This window comes from Marinospirillum celere (assembly GCF_900112235.1).
GTDB lineage: Bacteria > Pseudomonadota > Gammaproteobacteria > Pseudomonadales > Halomonadaceae > Marinospirillum > Marinospirillum celere.
This window is the reverse complement of record NZ_FOLH01000004.1, coordinates 121,324-142,867: the sequence shown is the minus strand read 5'-3', so window position 1 is coordinate 142,867 and position 21,544 is coordinate 121,324. Positions and strand designations below refer to the sequence as shown.

21 protein-coding genes are annotated in these 21,544 nt (G+C 50.8%); 11 read left to right on the top strand and 10 right to left on the bottom strand.

Annotated features, from left to right (window positions below):
* Positions 1-9 precede the first annotated feature (9 nt).
* Genes BM185_RS10295 through BM185_RS10285 form a run of 3 tightly spaced genes read left to right on the top strand, consistent with a single transcriptional unit; the run spans position 10 to position 879 of the window.
* Positions 10-267, top strand: a complete 258-nt coding sequence (locus tag BM185_RS10295) for a type II toxin-antitoxin system Phd/YefM family antitoxin (RefSeq protein ID WP_022990189.1) — start codon at positions 10-12, stop codon at positions 265-267.
* Positions 255-557: a type II toxin-antitoxin system RelE/ParE family toxin gene (locus BM185_RS10290; protein WP_091963118.1), complete on the top strand. Its 303-nt coding sequence runs from the start codon at positions 255-257 to the stop codon at positions 555-557. Before BM185_RS10295 ends, BM185_RS10290 begins: the two co-directional genes overlap by 13 nt.
* A 34-nt stretch (positions 558-591) precedes the next feature.
* A complete protein-coding gene (locus BM185_RS10285; RefSeq protein WP_091963116.1) occupies positions 592-879 on the top strand; it encodes a hypothetical protein in 288 nt (95 codons plus the stop codon).
* 33 nt (positions 880-912) lie between these two features.
* Here the strand turns inward: BM185_RS10285 and BM185_RS10280 are convergent, their stop codons facing one another.
* A complete protein-coding gene (locus tag BM185_RS10280) occupies positions 913-2,850 on the bottom strand; it encodes a methyl-accepting chemotaxis protein (protein ID WP_091963114.1) in 1,938 nt (645 codons plus the stop codon).
* A 141-nt stretch (positions 2,851-2,991) separates the two neighbouring features.
* Positions 2,992-3,915, bottom strand: a complete 924-nt coding sequence (gene paaX / locus BM185_RS10275) for a phenylacetic acid degradation operon negative regulatory protein PaaX (protein ID WP_091963111.1) — start codon at positions 3,913-3,915, stop codon at positions 2,992-2,994.
* Between the two features lie 395 nt (positions 3,916-4,310).
* On the opposite strand from paaX, the gene BM185_RS10270 reads away from it, so the two are divergent.
* The 5 genes from BM185_RS10270 to BM185_RS15015 all read left to right on the top strand — a co-directional run bounded on the left by BM185_RS10270 (position 4,311) and on the right by BM185_RS15015 (position 9,567).
* Positions 4,311-5,465: an ABC transporter substrate-binding protein gene (locus BM185_RS10270; RefSeq protein WP_091963108.1), complete on the top strand. Its 1,155-nt coding sequence runs from the start codon at positions 4,311-4,313 to the stop codon at positions 5,463-5,465.
* Between the two features lie 82 nt (positions 5,466-5,547).
* Positions 5,548-6,423: a branched-chain amino acid ABC transporter permease gene (locus BM185_RS10265; RefSeq protein ID WP_091963105.1), complete on the top strand. Its 876-nt coding sequence runs from the start codon at positions 5,548-5,550 to the stop codon at positions 6,421-6,423.
* Positions 6,423-7,430 (top strand): branched-chain amino acid ABC transporter permease, encoded by a 1,008-nt coding sequence (locus tag BM185_RS10260; protein WP_091963102.1) that lies wholly within the window; start codon positions 6,423-6,425, stop codon positions 7,428-7,430. Before BM185_RS10265 ends, BM185_RS10260 begins: the two co-directional genes overlap by 1 nt.
* Positions 7,427-8,185 (top strand): ABC transporter ATP-binding protein, encoded by a 759-nt coding sequence (locus tag BM185_RS10255; protein ID WP_091963098.1) that lies wholly within the window; start codon positions 7,427-7,429, stop codon positions 8,183-8,185. Before BM185_RS10260 ends, BM185_RS10255 begins: the two co-directional genes overlap by 4 nt.
* A gap of 17 nt (positions 8,186-8,202) precedes the next feature.
* Complete coding sequence (locus BM185_RS15015) at positions 8,203-9,567, top strand: ATP-binding cassette domain-containing protein (RefSeq protein ID WP_091963095.1); 1,365 nt, start codon at positions 8,203-8,205, stop codon at positions 9,565-9,567.
* A gap of 79 nt (positions 9,568-9,646) precedes the next feature.
* On the opposite strand, the gene rapA is transcribed toward BM185_RS15015, so the two are convergent.
* Positions 9,647-12,595 (bottom strand): RNA polymerase-associated protein RapA, encoded by a 2,949-nt coding sequence (rapA, locus tag BM185_RS10245; protein WP_091963090.1) that lies wholly within the window; start codon positions 12,593-12,595, stop codon positions 9,647-9,649.
* Positions 12,596-12,860: 265 nt separating this feature from the next.
* Here rapA and BM185_RS10240 point away from each other — a divergent pair, with 265 nt between their 5' ends.
* Both BM185_RS10240 and BM185_RS10235 read left to right on the top strand, forming a co-directional pair.
* Complete coding sequence (locus tag BM185_RS10240; protein ID WP_177203530.1) at positions 12,861-14,726, top strand: methyl-accepting chemotaxis protein; 1,866 nt, start codon at positions 12,861-12,863, stop codon at positions 14,724-14,726.
* A gap of 9 nt (positions 14,727-14,735) precedes the next feature.
* On the top strand, positions 14,736-15,371 hold the full coding sequence (locus BM185_RS10235; RefSeq protein ID WP_091963084.1) for a metallophosphatase domain-containing protein: 636 nt from the start codon (positions 14,736-14,738) through the stop codon (positions 15,369-15,371).
* 34 nt (positions 15,372-15,405) lie between these two features.
* Here the strand turns inward: BM185_RS10235 and BM185_RS10230 are convergent, their stop codons facing one another.
* Positions 15,406-15,987, bottom strand: a complete 582-nt coding sequence (locus BM185_RS10230; RefSeq protein WP_091963081.1) for a YceI family protein — start codon at positions 15,985-15,987, stop codon at positions 15,406-15,408.
* A 3-nt stretch (positions 15,988-15,990) separates the two neighbouring features.
* Positions 15,991-16,557 carry a cytochrome b gene (locus tag BM185_RS10225; protein WP_091963079.1) on the bottom strand — a complete coding sequence of 189 codons (567 nt, stop codon included), beginning with the start codon at positions 16,555-16,557 and terminating at the stop codon, positions 15,991-15,993.
* Between the two features lie 60 nt (positions 16,558-16,617).
* On the opposite strand from BM185_RS10225, the gene BM185_RS10220 reads away from it, so the two are divergent.
* Positions 16,618-17,556 (top strand): LysR family transcriptional regulator, encoded by a 939-nt coding sequence (locus BM185_RS10220; protein WP_218149429.1) that lies wholly within the window; start codon positions 16,618-16,620, stop codon positions 17,554-17,556.
* A gap of 72 nt (positions 17,557-17,628) precedes the next feature.
* Here BM185_RS10220 and BM185_RS10215 read toward each other — a convergent pair whose 3' ends face one another.
* The 5 genes from BM185_RS10215 to fdh3B all read right to left on the bottom strand — a co-directional run bounded on the left by BM185_RS10215 (position 17,629) and on the right by fdh3B (position 21,531).
* Positions 17,629-18,822 (bottom strand): molybdopterin molybdotransferase MoeA, encoded by a 1,194-nt coding sequence (locus BM185_RS10215; RefSeq protein ID WP_091963074.1) that lies wholly within the window; start codon positions 18,820-18,822, stop codon positions 17,629-17,631.
* Between the two features lie 12 nt (positions 18,823-18,834).
* Positions 18,835-19,356 carry a molybdenum cofactor biosynthesis protein B gene (gene moaB, locus BM185_RS10210; protein ID WP_091963071.1) on the bottom strand — a complete coding sequence of 174 codons (522 nt, stop codon included), beginning with the start codon at positions 19,354-19,356 and terminating at the stop codon, positions 18,835-18,837.
* The gene (locus tag BM185_RS10205) at positions 19,356-19,679 is read right to left on the bottom strand and encodes a DUF1244 domain-containing protein (RefSeq protein WP_091963068.1); all 324 of its coding nucleotides are present in this window, start codon (positions 19,677-19,679) and stop codon (positions 19,356-19,358) included. The genes moaB and BM185_RS10205 overlap by 1 nt, the downstream gene beginning before the upstream one ends.
* Positions 19,680-19,834: 155 nt before the next feature.
* On the bottom strand, positions 19,835-20,890 hold the full coding sequence (locus BM185_RS10200; protein ID WP_245751748.1) for a formate dehydrogenase subunit gamma: 1,056 nt from the start codon (positions 20,888-20,890) through the stop codon (positions 19,835-19,837).
* Positions 20,891-20,892: 2 nt separating this feature from the next.
* The gene (gene fdh3B / locus BM185_RS10195; RefSeq protein ID WP_091963066.1) at positions 20,893-21,531 is read right to left on the bottom strand and encodes a formate dehydrogenase FDH3 subunit beta; all 639 of its coding nucleotides are present in this window, start codon (positions 21,529-21,531) and stop codon (positions 20,893-20,895) included.
* Positions 21,532-21,544 lie beyond the last annotated feature (13 nt).

Here is a 21,544-nt window from a genome sequence, read left to right as displayed (position 1 = left end):
GGTGAACCCATGAAAGTTGAGCTTGTTACAAACCTTAAGCGCCAAGCCACAAAAATCCTGGCTGACCTGCACCTGTCTAAAGAGCCGGTACTGATTACCGAGCATGGTCAGCCATCTGCATACCTTGTCGATGTTCAGGATTACGAGTTCATGCAACGTCGCCTTGAGTTGCTTGAAGGGCTCTCACGGGGAGAGCGTGCTGTACTTGAAGGAAGAACGTACAGCCAAAGTGAGGCCAGGGAGAAAATGAGTAAATGGCTGAAGTAATCTGGACGGAACCTGCGCTTCAAGAACTTGATGACATCGCTGAGTACATTGCTCTGGATAATCCTGTTGCTGCAAGTCATCTGGTCCAAGAGGTTTTCGATAAGACCGAGCGTTTGGAAGATTTTCCCCAATCCGGACGGATTCCTCCAGAACTCCCTAATTCGGTATACAGGGAGGTAGTGGTTCCACCGTGCCGTATTTTTTATCGTGAGGATAAGAAGCGGGTTCTCGTGCTTTATGTCATGCGAGAGGAGCGGCAGCTTCGTGCTTACATGCTTGGGAACAGCTAACCCCTATGAGCCTTCTGCCTGTCAAGAGGCCGCAGTGTACGGATCCGCTCAACGTCACGGCATTGAGAAAGATGTAAAGTCGCTGATGGAAGGAAAGAAGAAGGCCAATATTTTTCCGCAGCAATGTCAAAAGTTTTTGATATTTCCCGACCTTCCGCAGGTCAGAAAGGCCAATGAGCACCTCATCCGCACAAGTGGCGTATGCAAAGGTAGGCTGTTAGAGGCCCTTAATGAGTGCTTGAATCCGGCACAAGCCCTTCCGCGCTCCTACGTAAATTCTGGAGTTTCTGGTGATGAAAAAGTGCTCCAGAATTCACGTTGAATCGCCAATTTAGTACAAAAAAAGATACCTCTATCAGGTGGTGAAGCGCTTTAGCTGCTTCTCCAAGCCTTGAAGCAGTTTTTCCAGGCTGCTGCTGTTGTTTTCCAATTCTTCCACTTCCTTGCTGGTTTCCTGATACAGCTGGTGCATCAGGTTGGCGCTTTCGCTGAGGTGTTCAACGGCTGTGTTTTGCTGGTTGGCGGCCGATGCAGTTTCAACATTGGCCTGGTGTATTCCTTCAACTGCGGCATTGATTTCTTGCAGGGATTGCCCAGCCTGGGTTAAGTAATGACTCACTTCATCCGCCTGGCTCAGACTGGATTGCATGCGGTCGACCGCTTCCTGTGCGGCTAAGCGGTTGCTTTCCAGCAGCTGACTAATTTCTACCGTGGCTTCTCTGGATCGGGCGGCCAGAGAGCGGACTTCATCGGCGACGACAGCAAAGCCTCGTCCAGCGTCGCCAGCCCTGGCCGCCTCTATGGCCGCATTCAAGGCCAGCAGGTTGGTCTGTTCGGCAATATCATTGATCACTTCCAGAATATTGTCGATTTTCGCACTGTGTTCAGCGAGTTCGGTGACCTTGTTACCTGATGCCTTAAGGCTTTCTTCAAGCGACTGGTTATGGCTTTGCAGGTTGTTGACCAGCTCACTGCCGTTGGCTGCCAGACGACTGGCATTCTGTGACGCATCCTGGCTGGATTCGGCATTATGGGCCACTTCATTAATGGCAGCATGCAGCTCTTCGACACTGCTTAACATGGCTTCCAGGCTTTGCATGCCTTGACCAACCTGAGTTTCCAGGTTGTTGGCAACCCGTTTGCCCAGATTGGAGCTGGTTGCTACCTCGTCGGTTGCACTTATGACTTCTTGCAACAGCTTACGAACCTGGCTGAGCATTTGATCGAAGGCTTTGGCAACCTGAGCCGTTTCATCTTTACCGACTACGGCCAATTGACGGGTTAAATCCAGATCCTTAGCGACGGCTTCCATGCTGCGCGTGAGTTGCAAAGTGGGGATGCTGATTTGTCGGTAAATAAACCAGGCAATCAGAATACCAAGAAGTACCAGGAAGATATTTGAGCTGGAGATTATCAACAAGCGTTGGCGAGCTGAAGCCAGTTCATTTTCAACGCGCATTAACAGGGTGTCGAGGACTTCGTCTTGCAGAGCCTCTGGCCTTTCCAGTAACTCAGCAGTCAGGGCTTGCCATTCATCACTGGGGGTGCTGAGACCAAAGTTACCATCCAGGTAAATTTGCTCAGACATGGCCCGAATTTCTTCAATTTGACGATATGTATCACTATCCAGCCAGGTGTCGAGCCGGAGATCTGGGGCATCTTGAAGGTGGTTGTTGTAAGAGTTAAGAAAGACATTTTGCTCACTCAGCAGGCGAATAAAGCGTGGATAGGCACCTTCTGGGAAGTAGGTGGCTTCAAAGGCCAGTGTTAGCAACAACTGCTCTTCATGAAGGCGGGAGATAGCCTGCATCAGTGCATGATGTGACGAATGCCAGCGAGTGGTAATGCCGCCAGCCTGTCCTGACAACTGGGTGGAGAAAAGCTCAAGACGCTGAGCAAGCTTGTTGAGACTGGCTTCAGGGTCAAGCAGGGTTTCGAGTTCGGGTTCGCTGTTTACCAGCTCTTGAGCAAGTCCGTCCAAATCGTTCAGGGTGGCTCTGATTTCGCTGGGTAACTCTGCGGATTCTTCGCTAAGCCGTTGAAGGGCGCGGCTTAAGTCAGCGGTTACTTCCTGGCCTTGAATAACCTGCTGGCGTACTTGGTTATAGCTGCTGAAGGCTTGACTGAGTTGTTGCCTAGCTTCAGCAAGTTGCTGCTGCTCTTGCAGGCTGGAAAAAAGCTGAAGGTCATTACGCGTACTCAAGCCTGCATAGGCGAGCATCCCCACTAAGGGTGGTACAACAAGCAATAATAGCTTGTAACGTATAGAGATATTGCGCACAAATGAAAGCATGAGGCTCTCCCCGTTTTTGTAATTGGGCGCTGGGAGGAAGACATATTGAGTTTGACTATACTGAACGAAAGTCGTAATGACCAGTGAGATGTGATAATAAAATGTTTGTCTTGGTCGTTTTTCTGTGTCGCTTTTGCAACTTTAGTCGAGCCCACCAAAGCGCCTATAAAAACTGGGGTTGGGTGCAGGCAAGGGGCCGGATGCATTTTCAAGGGTGGTATCCAGCCATTCTTCAGCACGTGCGGAGATGCGCCGGTAGAGGTTCCGGCAGAGCAGGCGGGCACTACGCCCTTCCCAGTCGCCTGGAAGAAGTTCATCGGGTAGCAGCGGGTCTCTCAGGAGAACCTTACGGTATTCATGAATCAGCAGAGTGCGGGCAATGAAGCAGTCTTCAGGTGAAAGGCTATCTTCAATTTTCAGTTCATTCCAAAGCGGGCGGAACTGATTCAAAAAATTGGTGTAGCGTTCGCCAAGGTGATCCAGGTTCCAGCTTTCGCGAACCTGCAGACGCAGAGCTTTAGAGGTTAACAGCTCCTGGGGTTCGCTTTGCATAACAATGGTTTCATCCAGGGCGTCGCGCTCTTGTAGCAAGGGCAGGAGTTCGGCTCTTTCCATGCGGGGGTGAGCCATGACGCCGGGGGCCAGGCTCCCAAAACCCATCCATTCCAGCTCTTCTTTGACCGAGCGGCGCTTGCCATTTTCCAGCTGGTTTAAAAAGACCAGGCACCAGTTACCCGTCCACTCTTCAGTGGCCATGTTGTAAACCTGACGAAAAGCCTGTTCAAAACGGCGTAGACCTGGCCCGGTAAGGCTGTAATAACTGCAGCGCCCCACTTTTTCCGCTTGCAGCCAGGACTCTCTGGTCAAACGAAAAACAGAAGTACGCACCAGGCGCTCACTTACACCGACAGGTTCTAAAAGCTTCATCAGGCTGCCTAGCCAGACGGTGCCACCACGAGGAACGATAGCATCACCATAAACAGTGATGATCAAGGAGCCAGCGCGAAGTGGGCGCTTCTTTTGAAAATTGCAAACGAGCTGATCGAGCTGATTTTTTGCGGTCATAGGTTTAACTTGAATCCTGGCAAGACACAAAAAGCAAGCTGGCTATTATCCTCCTGTAAGGCTTGAGGTAAAGCCTTACAGATCAAGAAAGCCAGGTTTTTGTGACCTCTTCTTGTTGTTTTTACATCCAGTCTATTCAATGAAACTGGTTGACACGAGCGTTATGATACAATAGTTTTTGATCTAGCTCATCAAATGTGTCGCTTTTGATGACAAGAAAGTTGGGAGTGAATGGCTTCGCATTGACAATTGAAGCTTTTCATGCTGGGAGGCTTGGCTATACTGAGGCTTAAGTGATACAGCATGCACCCATCTAAGCGGTGAATCTGTTTTGCTTTGTTAGACAACAATAAAACCGAGGGCAGTCATTGCCCCAATTTGGGAGTACAAAAACAATGAGTAAGAAACTCTTACGTCGTGGCGGCCTGCTGGCCGCAACCCTGGCCGCCGGTATTTTCTCCGGTGCTCAGGCTGCTGATCCTATCAAAATAGGCTCTTTCCTTTCCGTTACTGGCCCCGCATCTTTTCTCGGTGATCCCGAGTTAAAGACCCTGCGCATGTACGTTGACAAAATCAACGAAGAAGGCGGTGTTCTGGGGCGTCCCTTAGAACTGGTGCACTACGATGATGAAGGTAACGCCTCTAATGCACGCAACTATGCCAGCCGCTTAGTACGTGCTGACCGAGTCGATATCATTGTCGGCGGGAGTACTACCGGCGCTACCATGGCAGCCGTACCTCTGATTGAGCAATCACGGACTCCTTTTATTTCCCTGGCTGGCGCGGTCGTTATTACCGATCCTGTTAAACCTTGGGTATTTAAAACACCCCAGTCTGACCGTCTTGCAGCTGAACGTGTTATGCAGGATATGCAGGAAAGAGGGATCACTAAAATTGGTCTTATTTCCGGTACTGGTGGCTTCGGTCGCTCAGGTCGTGAGCAAACACAGCAAGTTGCTGAGGCTATGGGTATCCAAATCCTGGAAGATGTAACCTACAGTCCTTCAGATACTGATATGACGGCTCAGCTGACTCGTATCCGTAATAACCAGGATATTGAGGCAGTATTTAACTTTGGTTTTGGCCAAAGCCCAGCCATCGTAACCCGTAACTTTGCCCAGTTGGGTATCGATCGCCCTTTCTACCAGTCTCACGGTGTTGCTTCCAACAGCTTCTTGGATCTAGCGGGTAGTGCTGCTGAAGGCTTACGCCTACCAGCATCACCAATTCTGGTACCCGATTCCTTGGCTGATGACGATCCACAAAAGACGATTGTTCAAGCCTACGTCGATGCCTATGAAGCACGTTGGAATGAGTCAGTATCCACTTTTGGTGGCTATGCCTACGACGGTCTGATGTTGGCTGTAGCAGCTATTGAAGAAGCGGGCTCCACAGATCGTGAGGCTGTTCGCCAAGCGCTTGAAAATATCCAGGGCCATGTTGGCGTAACCGGTATTTTTAACATGTCACCGAATGATCACAACGGTCTGGCTGCGGACTCTTTCCGCATTCTGGAAGTCGTTGATGGTGGCTGGAAGCTGATTGAATAACCTCTGATTCTTCCTAAAGGGCCATGTGCAGGTACCAGCTAAAAGGTATCTGCCCTGGCCTCTGTCTGACGGGACTCTAACCATGTTTTCTGAATTCTTACAGTACCTTTTTACAGGTATTACTATCGGTGCGACCTACGCACTGATTGCCCTGGGTTTTACCCTGATTTATAACGCCAGCCATGTCATTAATTTTGCTCAGGGTGAGTTTTTGATGATCGGTGGCATGGCTACTGTTTCCCTTATTGGACTAGGATTTCCGTTACCCGTGGCCATGGTTGGTGCCATCCTGTTAGCCGCATTGATGGGGATAGCTTTGCAACGTTTTGCTATAGCGCCTGCCAAGCAAGCTGATCCGGTCACTCTCATTATTATTACTATCGGTGCAGCCATCTTTATTCGGGGTATTGCCCAACTGGTTTGGGGCCGTGGTTATCACTCCATGCCTAACTTCAGTGGTGATGTTCCGGTAAGAATTGGCGGCGCTGTGGTCAACACTCAAACCTTCTGGGTTGTCGGTATAGCCGCTGTTCTGGTTGCCGGTCTGGTCTTTTTCTTTACCAAAACCATGATCGGTAAAGCCATCCTTGCAACCTCCATGAATAAAGTGGCAGCCCGCCTAGTGGGTATTAAAACTGATATGGTTCTGATGCTGGCTTTCCTTTTGTCAGCCGTTTTAGGTTCCATAGCGGGAATCATTGTGGCCCCTATTACTTTTACCTCTTATGACATTGGCATCATGCTCGGCTTGAAGGGTTTTGTGGCTGCAGCTCTAGGCGGTTTAGGTAGTGGTATGGGCGCGATTGTCGGTGGTTTGACGCTGGGGATCGTTGAAGCCATGACAGCTGGCTATATTTCTTCAGACTACAAAGATGCGGCGGCCTTCGGGGTAATTATTCTGGTGCTCTTCTTTATGCCCAGAGGCCTTATGGGCGCTCGTGTTGTGGAGCGTGTGTAATGCTCAAATCCTTGACTCAACATCGTTTAAGCGGGCTGGCTTTATTGGCAATCATCATCTTGCTAGTACCCGCTTTTCTGAACAATCCTTTTCAATATGATATGGCCACCTTGGTCCTGATTTATGCCACCACCGTGGTGGGGCTAAATCTACTGGTCGGCTACGCTGGCCAGATCAGTTTGGGTCATGCTGGCTTTTTTGGCATGGGGGCCTACTTTAGCGCTGTGATGACCAGCCGCTTTGACTGGTCACCCGTTCCGACACTTATTTTGGGTGCTGCCCTGGTTGGTCTGGTTGCTTACATTGTCGGTCGCCCAATTTTGCGCTTGAAGGGCTACTACCTGGGCATGGCTACCTTGGCAATGGGCTTCATTATTTACATTACCCTTAATAATGAAGGCTGGCTGACTGGTGGGCCCGATGGCATGCCGGTACCTGGCTTGAGTATTTTTGGTTGGGAGCTAAGTACCTTCAATACCTATTCTTTTTTAGGGATGGAAATTAGTGGCTCGCTCGCTTGGTACTGGTTGATGGGTGTGATGCTGATTCTTGGTGTGTGGATTGCCCAGAACCTGATTGATTCACCTATCGGTCGTGCTCTGCGCTCGGTGCATGGTTCAGAAGTTGCTGCCAGCGTTGTTGGTGTGGATACGCCTAAATTTAAAAATCTGGTATTCGTGGTTTCAGCAATCTATGCCAGCTTAATGGGTAGCCTGTATGCTCACTTCCAAGGCTTTATCACTCCTGAGTCAGCAGGCTTCATGGAGTCCATTATTTTCGTCACCATGGTCGTTTTGGGTGGAATGGGGTCAACTCTTGGCGTCATTTTTGGTGCTGCTCTCTTGACCTTGCTACCTCAGCTTCTTGCAGACTTCCATGACTATGAAATGATGATGTTTGGCTTGATTCTCATGCTGACCATGATCTTTATGCCTAAAGGGTTGCTACCTACCACCCAAGCATTTATTCGCAAAAAGCTGCATAAAAAAGCGGAGGATAAGGCATGAGTGCACTGATTGAAGTCAAAGGGCTAGACAAAGCCTTCGGCGGTGTTCATGCCATAGAAGGCTTGAGTTTCTCCGTAGAGGCTGGACAAATCTATTCAGTAATTGGCCCTAATGGTGCGGGAAAAACAACCCTGTTTAACCTGATTACCGGGCTCTATACGCCAACTGCTGGTGAAATTAAGTTGAATGGCGAAAATATAGTCAACATACCGCCGAATAAGTTAGCCGAAAGAGGCATGTGTCGAACTTTTCAGCAGATGCAGATTTGTATGAATATGACCGCGCTTGAAAATGTCATGCTGGGCCGTCATCTGCAGTTGAAAAGTAACTTCCTCACTACCTTGCTGCGCTTACCCTCTTTGCTTAAAGATGAAGCGGACTGTCGGGATCATGCGATAGAACTGATGAAGTTCGTAGGCTGCGGTGATTATATTGAAACTGAAGCCTCGGCTATGTCCTACGGTGCTCTTAAACGTTTGGAAATTGCCCGTGCCTTGGCCGCTGAACCTAAGGTTGTTCTACTGGATGAACCGGCTGCTGGTTTGAATAGTGTAGAAACCGCTGAGCTGGAAGAGTTGCTGAAAAAGATTGCGGCTCAGGGCATAACGGTGGTTCTGGTAGAACATGATATGAAAATGGTCATGGGCATTTCGGACCATATTCTGGTGATTAACTACGGCCGAAAACTGGCTGAAGGGACACCGGAAGAGATACGTAATAATCCCGATGTTATTGCTGCCTATCTGGGCGGCTGAGTGCGGAGGCAAGGTTTATGACGCAAGAAGAAAAACAGGCAGCTCCTGCCCGGTCGCGCAGTGACCAGGTCATACGCACCATCGTTCAGGAACATCAGGGCCTGTGGCGGATCATTGATCTGTTGGATCAGCTTCAACAGGATATGAATGTAAACGCCAACCAGCCTGATGAGCTGCTGTTCACAACAATTTTTGATTACATTGAGCATTTTTCCAAGCGGGTCCATAGCCAGCCACAAGAAATCATGCTCTATAAGCGCTTGCGTGAACAAGCGCCGGAAACTGCAGAGCTGCTGGCTAAGCTTGAAAAAGGTTATGTGCTGGGTCACCAAAGACTCAAGGAGCTCCGCCAGCTACTACACGACTGCATGAGTCAATGGCCTGACGGACGTGAAGCTTTTAGCCACGCCCTGACCCGTTTTACTCAGGCGCTGCGCAAGCACATTAAGAAAGAAGAAGGGGTGGTTATTCCCCGTGCACGGGAAACCCTGACCCAAGAAGACTGGGAGATGATTGCCGAGGCTCGGGATCAGACCCAAGACCCCTTGTTTGGCGAACGCGTTCGTGAAGAATTCCGTGAGCTGCGCCATAAAATTATCAGCATGACCCCTGAGCATCTGGGTGGTTTGGGCGTGGTTCACTCTTCACGAGTAACTGCGCGTGACGACCAGCAGGAAATGCTTTCCATCAAGGGTGCTGTGACTTCCTATGGACAGATTGAAGTCCTGCATGAAGTCGATATCACCATTAATTCGGGTGAAATTGTTTCTTTGGTTGGTGCAAACGGTGCTGGTAAATCAACTTTGTTGATGACCATTTCCGGCCTTCAGCCTCTGGATAGAGGAACCATGACCTATAAGGGTCAGGACCTCAGTAAGGTCGGCAGTGACCGCCGGGTTGCTGAGGGGATCGTTCAGGTTCCTGAAGGCCGTCAGGTCTTTAAAGACTTAAGTGTTCAGGACAACCTGCTCCTGGGTGCTTATACACGTGGCATGAGTCCAGAAGTGGAAAATGATTTGGAGAAAATGTACTCCAAGTTTCCTATTTTGCGCCAAAAACGTCACAACCTGGCTGGTGAGCTTTCAGGTGGCCAGCAGCAGATGCTGGCAATGGGTCGTGCACTGATGGCCAAGCCACGTTTGCTGCTCCTGGATGAGCCAAGTATGGGTCTGGCACCCTTGATCGTTGAAGAAATTTTCAACACCATCAAAGACCTCAAGAAGGAAGGCATCACCATCTTCCTGGTTGAGCAAAATGCCTCCCAGGCCCTAGCCTTGGCCGATCGCGGCTATGTACTGGAAACTGGCAGTGTTGTGATAGAGGGTACAGGTAAAGAACTGCTAAGTAATGAAAAAGTACGTGAGGCCTATTTGGGTATGTAAGCCCAAACTCGTTGACTTACCCTAAAAAAACCCGGCTTAATGCCGGGTTTTTTTGTCGTTGGAGTTGAGTCTAGTTGCTTCAGCCGTCATCTCTACCAGCAGCAACAATGACTCTTAAGGCATCCATTTTCAAAGTGGCCTGGTTGAGCTGAGTGTCCAGTTCGAGACGCACCTGCTGAAGCTGGCTGATTTCTTCAGCTTTTACCGCAGGGTTGTGCTCCGCCAGGGCTTGAAGGCGAGCGATTTCCGGATCCAGTTGTTGGCGCATCCGCTCTTGGGCTTCTTCAATATAGGAAGGCAGATGGCTGGCGGCTTCACTTTCGGCCTTGTCCATCAAACCGCGCAGCTGGTCGACACGAAGCTTCACAACATCCCGGGCTAGGCCCTTCTTCATTTTTACCAACTGTTTGGACAGGCCTTTAAAGCCAACCTTGGGTGCCAGGTTGTTGCCTTGACCATCCAATAACAGGCGCAGGCTGAGTGAAGGCAGGTAGCGCTCAGCAAGAGGCTGGTGCAGACCGGGTAGATCCAGGCGGAAAAAGACTTCCAGCAGTAGGGTGCCTGCGGGGAGTGCCGGGTTTTTAAGCAGGGCAACTGCTGTATTGCCCTTGACGGTGGTGGTCGCTGCTTCCAGGCAGTTGCGGGTTAAAGGGTGCTCCCAGGTCAGGAAATGCAGGTCATCCCTGGCCATGGCCTTGTCCCTTAAAAAGGTCGCAGAGCTGCCTTCTTCCATATCAAAGTGCACATCGGTAAAGACGGCGGTATCGGACTCCTTGCCCGGTTTCAAATACCAGGTGTGCTCATCCAGGTCTTCGTTTTGGATACGATAAACATCCAGAGCCACTTCCAAAAATTCCCGCAACAGCTTGTCCTGGTCGGCTTCAGCAAGCTGTGCAACCAATTGACCACTGACCTCGGGCCGGTGAGAAGCCAGTTCCAATAAACGATGGCGGCCCGCTTCCAATTCAATTTCAGCCGCATCCCGGCTGGATTGGATTAGCGGTATTAAATCGTCAGTAGCTTTTTCACCGCTCAGGAGGGCCAGCAGGTCATCTTGGTATTCCTGATAAAGGCTGGCACCAACCGCACAAGGCCGCGTGAACTGTTCCAGCCCTTCATGACAGAAGCTGAGCCAGTCGGCTTGAGCGGTGGTCTCCAGATAGGGAACATGGAGCTGAATGGTTTGGTTTTGACCGATGCGATCCAAGCGGCCGATACGCTGTTCGAGGAGATCGGGATGACTGGGCAGGTCAAAGAGCACCAAGTGATGTGCAAACTGGAAATTACGTCCTTCACTACCAATTTCTGAACAGATTAATAAAGGCGCGCCACCTTCTTCTGCTTCCTCGGCAAACCAGGCGGCCGCCCGGTCACGATCAAAAAGATCCATGTCTTCATGAAATACAGCAGCCAATAAGCCCGAGCGGCGTCTCAAGGCTTCACTGAGTTCCAAGGCTGTTTCTGCATGGGCACAAATCAGCAAGACCTTTTCTTCTTTTAGTTCTTCCAGTTTGTCGAGCAGCCAGTCAACACGTGGATCAAATTGCCACCAGTCCCCAGCGGACTGATTACCCGAAGCATAGAGGCGCTCTGGGTAGAGGGCGGCAAAAGGCCAGGCGATGCCGGTCATGGCTTCAGCCATCATTTGACGATGCGGCTGATTGAACTGTTCCAGCAGGTCTAGATAGGCCTCGGGGCAATCCAAGCCAACCGGGTGAACTTCCCTGCCAGGAAAGCCAGGTACGCTGGCGCGACGATTGCGGAAGAGCACCCGGCCAGTGCCATAGCGGTCCAGCAACTGGTCAATCAGTTGTTGGCGGGCCTGGTCTCTTTGTTCGTCACTGGTTTCAGGGTGTTCTAGCAGGGTGAGCAGTTTTTGGCTGTCGTTGCTGAGACGGGCTTCCAGCGCTTTTAATTCTTCAGCGTCCAGCGGTTGTTTGAGTTCCAGACGATTTATGGCCTGGGCACAAAGGCGGTAGCCTCCCTCTTCTTGTTGAAAGGCTTCAAGGCTGGGGTAGCGTGCTGGGTCCAAGAGTTGCAGTTGACCAAAGAATCCACTTTCACCTGATTGTTCCGGTGTTGCGGTTAACAGTAAGAGGCCGGGAATTTGTTCGGCCAGTTGTTGAATTCTTAAGTATTCGGGGCTGGCTGCAGCAGGTGACCAGCCCAGGTGGTGGGCTTCATCGACAATTAGTAGATCCCAGCTTTCTTCCTGGACCTGAGTGTAAGCCTGGTCATCTTTAACCAGCCAGTCCAGACTGGCTAGAGCAATCTGAGCATCGGCAAAAGGCGTTTCCTGGTCTTGGCAGCGCTCAGCATTCATTAGGGTGACAGGCAATCCGAAACGACGCAGCAATTCAACCAGCCACTGGTGACAAAGACTTTCCGGAACCAGAATCAAAGCGCGTTGCGCCCGTCCGGTAACCAGTTGCTGGTGAAGAATCATCCCGGCTTCAATGGTTTTACCCAAACCCACTTCATCCGCGAGAAGGACGCGCGGGGCCAGACGTTGCCCGACCTCATGAGCAATATAAAGCTGGTGAGGGACCAAGCCAACACGTGGACCCCTTAAACCTCTGAGGCTGTCTTTAGCCAACTGAGTCTGGGCCTGACGGGCCAGGGCACGAAGGTGAAATTCATTATTGCGATCAATTTGGCCGGTTAGCAAGCGTTCACGGGGGCCTTGAAAACGGATTTCCGGGTCCAGTTGAGTTTCAGGCACTTCCAGAAATTCACCCTGGCTGTCTTCCCCCAGATACACCAGGAGTCCATCCACTTCTTTGGTGTCTTCAACCTTCATCTGCCAGCCATCCTGATGAGTCAGTGTATCTCCTTCACTGAAAATAACCCGGGTGAGTGGTGCTGTTGAGGTTGAGTAGACTCGGGTTTCTCCCTTGCCAGGAAAAAGCAGGGTAATGCTGCGCCGGTCACTCTGCAAAATGGTGCCCAGTCCCAAATCGATTTCTGCATCGCTGATCCAACGTTGACCAGGAATGAAACTTAAGGGGGCTGTAGCAGTAGTGGACATTAATCAACCTCTTGGTGGATAGAACAGAAGGAGCAGCATCTAAAGGGGGCGCTATCTTAGCGGATTGCTGCAGTGGACCCAAGTACTCCTGGTGGCTTGTATCTAATCTTACTTGAAAGTTAGTGTTTTACATTGTTATTACTAAAGTTTTAGACTATCCCTTAAATTACTACTTTTGGAAAAGTGGTCACTAGCTACTGACCCTTTAAGGCTCAGTGGGCCAAGAGAAAGGGATGCGCTCCTCATGATTTTCAGGGCGATAACCATGAACCTCAATTTTCAGAACAAACTTCTGATTTCAGTGGCTGCTTTGTTGCTGGTTGCACTGGGTGTACTTAGCCTCCTGGCTGGTAATCTTTTACAGCGTGAAGTTAGCCAAGCAGTACATAGTGAAGTTACTAATAACCTAAAGCTCACTTCCAGTCTGGCCAACAGCTGGATTGAAGGCAAATCAGATCTTTTACAGGCCTCCTCTGAAGAGCTTGCCGATGATACCCAAAGTTGGCCTGATGCCTTGACTATTGCCCGTAAAGCCGGTGGTTTTGAACTGGTTTATGTGGGGAGTGAACAGGGTGAAATGATTCAATCCAGGCCTGAAGTTAATTTACCATCGGGTTTTGATCCGCGTGTTCGTCCCTGGTATCAACAAGCAAGAGAAGCTGGCGAAATGGTGATAACACCACCCTATATTGATGCTGGCAGCGGCAATCTGGTGTTGTCTATGGCGGTGCCTTTGCAAGTCAATGATCGTCATGTGCTGGCCGGTGACTTGATGATCGCAGATGTGGTTCAAGAGCTTTTAGCCACCGAGATGCGTTGGACATCGCAAATTTGGATGTTGGATGCTGACCAGAAAATCCTGGCTCACCCTGATGCTGACTATGTGCAAACCGATGCGCTTGAGCACCTTAATAGCCAGAGCCTGCCACCGGAGGGTGAGCTAACTGAAGTTGTTTATCAGGGCCGTAATTGGTTTGCGTCCAGTATTAGCCTGCCAGAAGCTGGTTGGACTTTCTTGTTGCTGGTGGATGCCAATGAAGCCGAAGCTGGCCTGGTCAGCTTGGCCTGGCAGGTTGCTCTCTTCTCAATATTGATTATTGCAGCCAGTAGCGTCCTTCTTTACTGGATGATTCGTTATCAACTAAGGCCCTTAAAGCGTCTGGCAAATGCCCTGGAGACTATTTCTAAAGGGGAAGCGGACCTGACCCGTCGTCTGGATGCTGATAAGGATGATGAGTTTGGCCGTATGAGTTTGGCCTTCAACCGCTTTATTGAGCGCTTGCAGCAACTAGTTACCCAAGTGGCCAGCCTAACGCGTGAAATCGATCAGGATGCAGAGCAAAGCCACAAGCAGGTGACAAGCAATCTGGAGCAGTTGGCCAGTCAGCAAATGGAAATTACCCAGTTGGCCAGTGCGGCCCATGAAATGGCAATGGCAACCAGTGAGATTGCGGGCAATGCCGAAAGTACTGCCAGTCAGGCCCAGGAAGCTGCCAGCTCAACTCGTGAAGGCTTGAAATTGGTTGAAGCAAACCGCGAAGCAACCACTGGCTTGGCCAATCAGCTGACAGAAGGCATGAAGAGTCTTGAAGAAGTGGATGGTCAGGTACAGGAAATTACCGGAATCCTGGTGACCATTCAGGGGGTTGCTGAGCAAACCAACTTACTGGCACTGAATGCAGCCATAGAAGCCGCACGTGCAGGGGATCATGGCCGGGGCTTTGCAGTGGTTGCTGATGAGGTGCGTTCACTTTCGCAGCGGACTCAGGCCGCAACAGAAGAAATCCGGGAAATGATTAATGCCCTGCAGGCCTCCACAGAGCAGGCTGTTCAGCGGATGCAAGAATGCCATCAGCAGGCCGCTAACAGTGTGAAGGGCAGTGAGCAGGCCAGTGAACGTTTGCAAAATATTGATGCAGCCAATAATCATATCAGTGATATGGCCTCACAAATTGCCAGCGCTGTTGAAGAACAGAATGCGGTAACGTCAGAGATTAGTAGTAATACTGAGAAAATTCGAGGTGTCTCTGATGAACTGGCTGAACAGGCTGAAGCGTCCAAGAAACGAACCCAGGATCTGCGTGGTCGAGTCAGTAGCCTGCGTGAACTGACTGACAAATTTAAAGTGTAAGGAGAAAAGATGCGCCTGGTGATGATTAGTGATACTCATGGACGTCACCAGGAGCTCAGTGTGCCTGATGGAGACCTGCTGATTCATTCTGGCGACTTCAGCTCTGGCAAGTGCTGGGATGAATTAACAGAATTTGCAGACTGGCTGCATTCACAACCTCACCAACATAAATTGCTGATCGCAGGCAATCATGATTTGCTTTTGGAAAGCTTTCCTGAAGATGGGCGCGCACTCTTTGCCGGCTGGGCGACCTACCTTCAGGATGAAGCCTGCCAGCTGGAAGGTATTTCCATTTATGGCAGCCCCTGGACACCCCGGTTTTTTGATTTTGCGTTTATGCTGGAAAGGGGCGAGCCTCTGGCTGAGCGTTGGGCGAGAATTCCTGCAACAACGCAACTCTTGATTACCCATGGTCCACCTCAGGGTCTGGGTGATCTTACCAGTCTGGGAACCCATGCCGGGTGTGAGGCTCTGGCAGATCGCCTGCCCTTTTTGCCTGAATTGAAGCTGCATGTTTTCGGGCATATTCACGAAGGCTATGGCAGCTTTCCGGCCTCTGGTCGAAGAGCCTATGCCAGTATTAACGCCAGTAGTTGTCGCTGGGCAGATCCAGGACTCAACCCGCCCCTGGTTTGGGATTGGTAGTTTTCAAAAAGAAACCTGGATCTACCCCTTCGCGTTACCGCTGGCGAACACCTTCGACATGCAGATCCATGTAGACAGTTTCAGCAGCTGGCCCCAGATTGAACTTGATACCAAAGTCAGGAAGATGAAGCTCGGTCGTGCCGGTAAAGCCAGCGCGGTACTCACCCCAGGGGTCTTCGCCTTCACCATAGTGTTCTACTTCAATACCTATACTGCGAGTTTCGCCCATCAGGGTCAGGTCGCCGGTTAGCAGCCCTTTGCCATCACCCTGGTACTCAAAGCCGGTGCTGGTGAAGTTGGCTTCGCTGAAGCGGCGTACATCCAAAAAATCATCACTGCGAATATGGCGGTCCCTTTCAGCATGATTACTGTCAATCGAGTTGGTGCGAATGGTCACTTCTGCTGTGGAGTTTTCGGGTTGCTCAGAGTCCCAGGTAAAGCTGCCTTCAAAATCATTAAATCGGCCGACAACATAGCTGAAACCCAGATGGTCAATTTTAAAGTTGATGGAGGCATGAGCGCCCTGAGTATCGATGACATAGTCAGCGGCCATTACAGGGCTTGCTGCAAAAGCAGTAGCTAACGCCAAGCCTTTTAAACTTGATTTGAATTGCATGGTTTATTTCTCCGATTGAATGCCCAGCATGCGCTTGAGCGTTGAGTTGTGATCAATAAAGTGATGTTTTAAGGCAGCCAGTGCATGGATGCCGGCCAGTACAGCCAAGGCTGTTGCTGAATAAAAATGGATACTGCCAGCCAGTTCTTCTTGACGGGTAGCCAGCCAGGGAATGGCGGGCACGCTGAACCAGTCAAACACCTGAATACTGCGGCCATCGGCTGTCGACAACAGGTAGCCGGATATAAGAACGGTTAGCAGCAGCAGATAGAGAAAAAGATGCCCTGCTTTGGCAGCCAGCTTTTCCCAGGATTTCTCGACGAGAAGTTGAGGGCTGGTGTTAGCCAGCTTCCAAGTCAGGCGTACCAGAACCACAAAAGCCAAGAGCAGACCCAAGCTGCGGTGTAAATTTGGATAGAAACGATAACCTGGGTCGTAGTAGCTCAGAGAGACGATATAAAGACCCAGCGGGTACATCCCTATTACCGTTAACGCAACCAGCCAATGCAGCAAAATGCTGACCCAGCCATACTGCTGGCGCGAATTGGTCAAACGCTTAACAAGTGCCATCTCTCTTTCTCCTGAATTGCTTTCCAGATTGTGTAGCACTAAGCTCTATGCGTCTAATGCATGAGTGTGATAATTGCTATGCGTGAAATGAATTTAAAAGGCTTGGACCTAAATCTTTTGCCGATTCTCCAAGTGCTGTTGCAAGAACGCCATGTTTCCAGAGCGGCAGAGCAGTTGGAAATGAGTCAGCCAGCAGTGAGTCGGGCCTTGGCACGTTTGCGTCGCGAACTGGGTGATCCTCTATTGGTAAGAACCTCCCGCGGTTTTGATCTAAGCAGTCGGGCTCAGGAAATTCAAACCCAGCTAAGCCCACTACTGCAGCAGCTGACGGATTTGGTTCAATCCCCTGTGTTTGACCCGGCAACAGATACCAGCTTGATCCGTTTGACGGGATTGGACCTGGAATTGGCGATCTACTTCCCGCGTCTGGTGAAGCATCTAAGACGTCTGGTTCCCGGGCTTCGCTTGGAAACCGTACGCCAGGAAGAAGATAGCTTCTCCATGTTGGACCGGGATGAAGTGCATTTCAGCCTGAGTGGTCTGCAGCCAGCTTCTGCTGAAAACAGTTTACATCGAAGGGTGATCGATACCATGCCTTTGCTTTGTGTCATGGCTGAAAACCACCCTTTGGCGACTCAGCCCCTGACTCCGGTCAGCTATGCAGCCGCCGCCCATGGCTTGGTTTCCATTACCGGTCGAGGGCCGGGCAGTATGGATAAGGTTCTGGCTCAGTTGGGGCTGACGCGTCAGGTGATGCTGCGCTTGTCCAGTTTTATGTCGGTTGCCGATTTCTGTGAAGATACCGACTTGGTTTTTACGTTACCCCAGCGCTTGGCTGAAAGGGTGGTACGCAACCGACGGCTTTGCCTGCGTGAGTTGCCGGATACCCTTCAGCCTTCACCGGTCAGCTTTTATTTGTATTGGCACAGTCGTCATCATCATGATCCCAAGATGCTGTGGATTCGTGAACAGTTTTTTGCTGCTTTGGAACATCCCTGATACAAAACCGCTTTAATTATTGCTTCATCGGCACTGGTAGTGAGAACGATAAATGTAGCTATTAGATAAAAGCTAAATGTAGAACCAAAAATCCACTGGATCACCGGGTTGGATTTCAGTTTCAGGAGGAATAACAGCTAGAGCATTGGCCCAGACGACAGAACTCAAAACACCGGAGTTTTGATTGGCAAAAGAGGCTAGTTGCCAGCCCTTTGCAGTTTTTTCGGCACGGACACGCAGGTATTCCTGGCGAATTTGGGTGCGGGCGCTAAATTCAGCCTGTCCCGTGAAGAGCCGTGGCTGCCAAGCCTTCTGATTGCCTGATAAATGCATTAACAAAGGCTGAAGAAATATCTGGCTGCCGACAAAGACAGAAACAGGGTTACCGGGCAGCCCCAAGAAAGCCGCTGAACCGATTTGACCAAAGGCCACGGGTTTGCCAGGTTTCATGGCCAGCTTCCAGAGGCTGAGTTCTCCCAGGCTTTCCACCGCAGGTTTGATGTGATCCTCTTCGCCAACCGAAACACCCCCTGTGGATAAAATAAGATCGGCTTCTTCGGCAGCCTGGCTTAAGGCTGCTTCTGTTGCTTCGCGGGTATCGGCAATCGGGCCTAAATCAATCACTTCAGCGCCCAGGCTTTGCAAGAGGCCGGTGAGCAAGGGGCGATTGGAATTGTAGATTTGACCTGGTTTTAAAGGTTGTCCAGGGGTGACCAGTTCATCACCCGTTGCCAGCAGGGCAACGCGGGGCCTTCTGAACACCGGTACTTCAGCCAAACCAACACTGGCCAGCAAGCCCAGATGGCGGTAATCCAGTTGGGTTCCCTCGGTTAGCAAGAGACTGCCCGCCTGGATATCCTGACCACAAGGACGAATATTGTCACCAGCTTGCAACTGATCTGGAAATACAGCCCTGCCCTGATCATCAAGAGTGACCTTTTCCTGCATCACCACACAATCAGCCCCAGGTGGAATTTCAGCGCCGGTGAAGATGCGTGCACAGCTTCCTGCTTCTAGCGGCTGGGGCGCCTGACCGGCAGCAATGCGTTGTGAAATGCCAAGAGGCTGCCCCTGATCGGCCAAGCGCAGAGCATAACCATCCATGGCTGAATTGTCTGCGGGAGGAACATCAACCGCAGCTAGTTGATCTTCAGCCAGAATACGACCGACCAGACGGCCCAGAGGTTGTGTTTCTTGGGCAGTAATGGGCTGGATGCTGGCCAGCATTTTTTCCAGAGCCAGATGTGGCGGCAGCAAGGAATTCATAAAGCAGCTCGATCAAGAATGTAGTTGCTTACCATGCAAGAGAATACCAACAAAGTTACAGGGACGATGGCGGCTGTCCAACTGTTCATGCAGGATCTTTGTCCAACCGGTTCGGCAGGCTCCGGTGGAGCCAGGCAAACAAAAAATGGCCGTAGCGTTGGCCAGGCCAGCCAGGCAGCGTGACTGAACCGTGGAAGAGCCTATTTCCGCATAGGAAACCTGACGAAAGGTTTCGCCAAAGCCTTCGATTTCGGTATCAAACAGTGGCCGCAGGGCTTCAGGTGTTGAGTCCCGGCCAGTAAAGCCAGTACCGCCAGTGGTCAGGATGACCTGAATGGCTGGATCAGCAATCCACTGGCTGACCACAGCACGCATTTGATAAACATCATCGGGAATCAGTTGACGGTCTGCCAGTTGATGGCCCGCTGTTTCCAAAGCTGACACCAGGTAATCGCCCGACTTGTCTTCAGCCAGAGTGCGGCTGTCTGAGAGGGTGAGTACGGCAATATTCAGGGGTGTTTCGACCTGGCTCATCAGGCTTCTCCCCGTGCCTTGCGTTCTGCTTCACGAGCTTCAAAGGCGGCCAGCTGCTCAGGAGTCGCCGGTTGCTGATGAAGCTCTTTCCACTCGGAATAGGGCATACCATAGACGCGCTCTCTGGCTTCATCGTAATCCATCTCTACGCCCTGTTCTTTGGCTGCAGCCATCATCCATTTGGCCAGACAGTTACGACAGAAATCAGCCAAAATCATCAGATCAATATTCTGAACATCTTTATTGTCATCCAGATGCTTAAGGAGTCGGCGAAAGGCAGCTGCTTCAATTTCAGTTTGTTGTTGGGGGTCTAGGGTTTGCATTGCAAAGTCTCCAGAAAACTTGAAGAGGGGTTCAGTCAATTTCTTGCTATCCTAGCGAGACTACCTGGAAATAGCTATCACTCGGATCAAGTAACAGGATGAAAAAAGGGAGGCTAGGCCTCCCAAGAAAAAGCGTTAGCCAACTTCTGGAGGGGTCAGGTTTTGGCTTCCGCTGCAGCAGGTTGACCAGCTTTTAGAGCTTCCAGCTCCTCTTCACTGATCGCTTCATGTTTAACGGCTTCATACCAGAGGTCATGGTGCTGTTCAGCCCAGGCTTCATCAACATAACCTGTTTTCATGCCTTCGAAAGCACCTTCCGTTCCAGCCGTACCTATATAGATATGGCCGAAGGAAGCTGCCATCAGAATCAAGGCACCTATGGCATGAATGATCAGTGTGGTTTGCATGGTTTCACGGCTTTGCCCAAAGTTGGGGAAGTCGAGTACCAGACCACTGATGACTACGGTCAGGCCCAGGAAGGTAACCAGCCAATACCAAACCTTTTCACCGCCATTCAAAAAACCAGCTGAAGGATGGCCTTTGCCTACAATCCCGCCGCCTTTTGCAAACCATTTGAGGTCGACACGATTAAAGACATTGTGACGCATCCACTTGATGATCATTACCAGCAGCCCCAAAGCAAACAAGGGACCCAGATAATTGTGAATATTTTTTGCGGCGATCATAAAACCGGCCCAGAGACTGTTTGGCAAAATGGGTGCAAGGAACCATTTTGCATAGAGCAGCAAGAAGCCGGTAACGGCAAGAATAATGAAGAGACTGGCCACATACCAATGGATGGTGCGGTCAATACGCGACCAGCGTTCAATTTTCCGGCCGGTGCGGGGCTTGTCCAGTTTGACCTGCCCTACCAGCAACCAGAACAGGAAAATGGCTGAAGCACTGCCACCCAAGGCAATCAAACCACCGGGGGAAATCCAGTTGTTACGCCATTCGCGCCAGGTTTCACCTTCCACCATGATTAGGGTGTCGGCACCGGGACTAGTGGAAGAGGTGGTTCCTGAAACGCCGCCTTTAACATCACGCCAATAGTCAGAAGTGACACCAGGCAGAGCCTGCATTAATTCCTGTCTGGCATCAGCAGGTGGTCCCCCTTGCGATTGAGCCACTACGGGCAGGCTGAGCAAACAGCCTGCCAGCAGCAGCGCAACCAGGCCGAACCAGCCAGGGTTACGCTTGCATGTTTTCATGATTAGCTTCTCGCAGCATCAGTTGCCAGTTCAGCAGCCTGTTGAGCCAGATCAGTCAATCCAGGCTCTTGGTTCAAGGAACCCCAGGCACCATTTTTGTGACCGCGGTAAACAACCCTTTCACGGAAGATATCCGCTACTTCAGTTGCATCACCAGCCAGTAGGGCCTTGGTGGAGCACATTTCAGCACAGAGTGGCAGCTTGCCGTCTTTCAGACGATTGGCACCATACTTCTGCTCTTCGAGTGCTGGATCTTCCTCGGGACCACCGGCACAGAAAGTACACTTGTCCATCTTGCCGCGGGCACCAAAGGCTCCCTGTTTGGGGAACTGAGGGGCACCAAAAGGACAAGCATAGAGGCAGTAGCCACAACCAATACAGGTGTCCTTGTTATGCAGGATCAAGCCTTCTTCGGTTGGATAGAAGCAATCGGTTGGGCAGACGGCCATGCAAGGGGCGTCTGAACAGTGCATGCAGGCGACAGAAATGGAAACTTCTGAGCCGACTTCACCATCATCCAGGGTGACAACGCGACGGCGCTGAATACCCCACTCAACTTCATTGGCATTTTTACAGGCAGTGACGCAGCCGTTACAGTCGATGCAGCGCTCTGAGTCACACAAAAATTTCATACGAGCCATGGTTATCTCCTCA